This window comes from Inquilinus sp., from assembly GCF_039594555.1.
GTDB lineage: Bacteria > Pseudomonadota > Alphaproteobacteria > DSM-16000 > Inquilinaceae > Inquilinus.
The window spans coordinates 1-4,025 of sequence record NZ_JBCNNF010000530.1; the positions used below are offsets into that span (position 1 = coordinate 1).

Consider the following 4,025-nt stretch of genomic DNA (forward strand, 5'->3'; position numbering starts at 1 on the left):
CCGGGCGGCACGCAAGGCGATGCAGTTCATCATGAACCAGAGCGCCCGCGAACTCGAGGCCGCCAGCCCCGAGGCGGCGATCGCCGCGGACGTTCCCGCCTAGAGCTACGACCTCTGACCGGATCCGGCGGCGCGGGTTGCCAGCGCCGTCAGCCTCCGCGACAATCCCGGCCCAACGGGCGGCATCCAACGCCATGCCCGGCTCACAACCACAATCACACCGCTGATCGACCCAGGGGGAGACGCTTGACCATGCTGCACGGCCTGTTCCGACGATCCGTTCTGCTCGCTGGCCTCGCGGCCTGCATGGCGCTGCCGGCCGGTCTGGCCTCGGCCGCCGACGCCTTTCCGTCCCGCACCGTCACGCTGGTGGTGCCGTTCGCGGCCGGCGGCTCGACCGACCTGATCGCCCGCATCATCGCCGAGAAGATGACCGAGGATCTCGGCCAGACCGTGATCGTCGAGAACAAGGCCGGCGCCGGCGGCAACATCGGTGCCGACGCCGTCGCCAAGGCGGACCCGGACGGCTACACCATCCTGATGGGCACGATCGCGACCCACGCGCTGAACCCCGCGGTCATGAAGCAGATGCCCTATGATCCGGTGAAGGATTTCGCGCCGGTGTCGCTGCTGGTGCTGGTGCCGAACGTGCTCGAGGTCAATCCGGAACTGCCGGTGAAGTCGGTGCAGGAGCTGATCGCGCTCTTGAAGTCGAAGCCCGGCGAGTACAGCTACGCCTCATCCGGTATCGGCACGCCGCTGCACCTGTCCGGCGAGCTGTTCAAGAGCCTGGCCGGGGTCGACATGATCCATGTGCCCTATCGCGGCGCCGGGCCGGCGCTGAACGATGTGGTGGCGAACCAGGTGCCGATCATGTTCGACAACCTGCCGTCCTCCACCGCCTTCATCAAGGCGGGCACGTTGCGGCCGCTGGCAGTCACCACCAAGACCCGCTCGGCCAGCTTCCCCGACCTGCCGACGATGGAGGAGGCGGGGGTGCCGGGCTACGAGACCTACACCTGGAACGCGATCTTCGCCCCGGCCGGCACGCCGCAGCCGGTGATCGACCGGCTGAACGCCGCGGCGGTGAAGGCAGTGAAGGACCCGGCGACGCAGCCGCGCCTGGCCGAGCTCAGCGCCACCGTCGTCGGCTCGACCCCGGACGAGCTGGCCAAGCATGTGACCGCCGAGCTGGCGAAATGGGCCCCGATCGTCGAGGCCTCCGGCGCCGCCGATTCGCAATAACCCGACCACCGACGACCGAAGGGTTCCACCGATGCCGATCGACACCCGCCGCCTGGGGCGCACCGACCTCGAGGTGACCACGCTCGGCTTCGGCTCGGCCGCGCTCGGCGAGCTCTTCGTCAAAGTGCCGGAGCCGCAGGCCCATGCCACGCTGCAGGCGGCCTGGGATGCCGGCATCCGCTATTTCGACACCGCGCCCTGGTACGGGCTGGGCCTGGCCGAGCACCGGCTGGGCAGCTTCCTGCACGGCCAGCCGCGCGCGGAGTTCCGCGTCTCCAGCAAGGTCGGGCGCTGGCTCAGGCCGTCGCCCGACCCGGCGAATTTCCATTCCGACAAATGGGCCGGCGGCCTACCCTTCGATATCGTCTTCGACTACGGCTATGACGGCATCATGCGGGCGGTGGAGCAGATCTGGATGCGGCTGGCCCTGCCGCGCATCGACCTGCTGCTGATCCACGATCTCGACCTGCCGCATCACAAGACCGATGCCCGGGTGCGGGCGCATCTCGACCAGATCTCCGGCTCCGGCTGGCGGGCGCTGGAGCAGCTGAAATCCTCCGGCGTGGTCGGCGCGGTCGGCGCCGGCATCAACGTCACCGGCATGATCCCGAAGCTGCTCGACGCCGCCGACCTCGACGCCTTCCTGGTGGCGATGCCCTACACGCTGATGGATCAGGAGCCGCTGGCGGAGGAATTCCCGCTATGCCAGCGGCACGGCGCCGGCATCGTCATCGGCGGCGTCTTCGCCTCCGGCCTGCTCGCCACCGGCCCGGTCGCGGGCGCCAAGTACAACTACCGCGACGCGACGCCGGAGGAGCTGGAACGCTGCCGCCGGATCGAGCGGGTCTGCGCCGCGCATGGCGTGCCGCTGGCCGCCGCGGCGCTGCAGTTCCCGCTCGGCCATCCCAGCGTCGCCTCGGTCATTCCCGGCGCGCTGTCGCCGGAGCAGGTGACGCGCAATGTCGAGAATTTCCGCTACCCGATCCCGGCCGGGCTGTGGTCGGATCTGAAATCCGAAAGCTTGATTCGCGTCGACGCGCCGACCCCGTGAACGGGCCCGGCCGTAAGCCGGGAAGGGATTGTCTCAATGCGGGTGGCATCGATCGGCGAGTGCATGATCGAGATCGCGGTGAAGCCGGGCGGCGACGCCCAGCTGGCCAGCGGCGGGGACACGCTGAACACCGCGGTGTACCTGGCCCGCCAGGGTGTCGCGATCGACTACGTCACCGCGCTGGGCGACGACCCGTATAGCGACGAGATGCTGGCCCGCTGGCAGGCGGAAGGGGTGGGAACCGGGCTGGTGCCGCGCCTGCCGGGCCGGGTGCCGGGCCTGTACATGATCCGCACCGACGACCGGGGGGAGCGCACCTTCCACTACTGGCGCGACCGGGCGCCCGCCCGCGAGGTGTTCGAGTTGCCGGGCGCCGGCGACTTGGCCGGAACGCTGGCCGGCTACGACCTCCTCTACTTCTCCGGCATCACCCTGTCGCTGTACAGCGACGCCGGCCGCGACGCCTTCCACGCGGCGCTGTCGGCGGCCAAGGCGAAGGGCGCGCGCATCGCCTTCGACGGCAACTACCGGCCGCGCGGCTGGCCCGACAAGGACAAGGCGCGGGCGGTGTTCGCGCGGTTCCTGGCGCTGGCCACCCATGCGCTGCCGACCTTCGACGATGAGCAGGCGCTGTTCGGCGACGCCGATCCGCAGGCCACCATCGCCCGGCTGCGCGGCTACGGCGTCGGCGAGATCGTGGTGAAATGCGGCGGCGAGGGCTGCCACATCGCCACGGCCGAGGGCGTGACCACGGTGCCGGTGCCGCGCGTCGTGACCCCGGTCGACACCACCGCCGCGGGCGACAGCTTCAACGCCGGCTACCTGGCCGGCCGCTTCGCCGGGCTGGACCCGGCGGCCTCGGCCATGCGCGGCCATCGCCTCGCGGCCGCGGTGATCGGCCACCGCGGCGCCGTGGTGCCGCGTGATGCGATGCCGGATTTCGCGGGCGGCCCCGCCTGATCCGCGGCGGATGACTCTCATCCGTCATCCACAATTTGCTAAGGTGCCGGTGCAACCCGACTGACCGGCCCTTCACACCTGACCGATCGAGATTTCCATGACCGTCGACGCCATCATCGCCCGCGCCCCGATCATCCCCGTGCTGACCGTCGAGACGGTGGAGGCGGCGGTGCCGCTGGCCCGCGCTTTGGTCGATGGCGGCCTGCCGGTGCTGGAGGTGACGCTGCGCACCAAGGCCGCGCTCGACGTCATCGCCGCCATGGCGTCCGAGGTGCCCGATGCGATCGTCGGCGCCGGCACGGTGCTGAACCCGGCCGACCTCGAGGCCTCGCGCAAGGCCGGCGCCGTGTTCGGTGTCAGCCCCGGCCTGACGCCGGAACTGGCGCGGGCGGCGGAGGGCTTCCCCTTCCTGCCCGGCGCGGTGACGCCGTCGGAGATCATGGCCGCGCGCGACCTCGGCTACGGCGTGCTGAAGTTCTTCCCGGCCGAGATCTATGGCGGCCAGGCGGCGCTGTCGGCCCTGGCCGGCCCCTTCGCCGACATGCGCTTCTGCCCGACCGGCGGCGTGCGCGAATCCAACCTGCGGGCCTATCTCCCTGTTTAGGGCAGGAGGGCTAATGGCAGAGGATTGGGATGTTAGAAAGCGGCAAGACGCTGGCGATGCTGCCCCGCATGCAATATTTCACGCTGTTGGTGCAGCGCTCAGCTTATGGGAAACTCTGGAAAGCGAGCTGGCAGAGCTTTTTGACCGTATGATATACTCCGGAAA

The 4,025-nt window shown here is 70.0% G+C and carries 4 protein-coding genes; all 4 read left to right on the forward strand.

Annotation, left to right across the window (positions count from 1 at the left end):
• The first annotated feature begins 252 nt into the window (after positions 1-252).
• The 4 genes from ABDW35_RS33355 (at position 253) to eda (ending at position 3,860) form a co-directional block, all read left to right on the forward strand.
• Entirely contained in the window at positions 253-1,245 is a 993-nt protein-coding gene (locus tag ABDW35_RS33355; protein ID WP_343718155.1) for a tripartite tricarboxylate transporter substrate binding protein, read from the forward strand.
• 31 nt (positions 1,246-1,276) lie between these two features.
• Positions 1,277-2,296, forward strand: a complete 1,020-nt coding sequence (locus ABDW35_RS33360; protein WP_343718152.1) for an aldo/keto reductase — start codon at positions 1,277-1,279, stop codon at positions 2,294-2,296.
• Between the two features lie 36 nt (positions 2,297-2,332).
• Positions 2,333-3,256, forward strand: a complete 924-nt coding sequence (locus tag ABDW35_RS33365; RefSeq protein WP_343718153.1) for a sugar kinase — start codon at positions 2,333-2,335, stop codon at positions 3,254-3,256.
• Positions 3,257-3,353: 97 nt separating this feature from the next.
• Positions 3,354-3,860, forward strand: coding sequence for a bifunctional 4-hydroxy-2-oxoglutarate aldolase/2-dehydro-3-deoxy-phosphogluconate aldolase (eda, locus tag ABDW35_RS33370; RefSeq protein WP_343718154.1), 507 nt, complete (start codon positions 3,354-3,356; stop codon positions 3,858-3,860).
• The last annotated feature ends 165 nt before the right edge of the window (positions 3,861-4,025 follow it).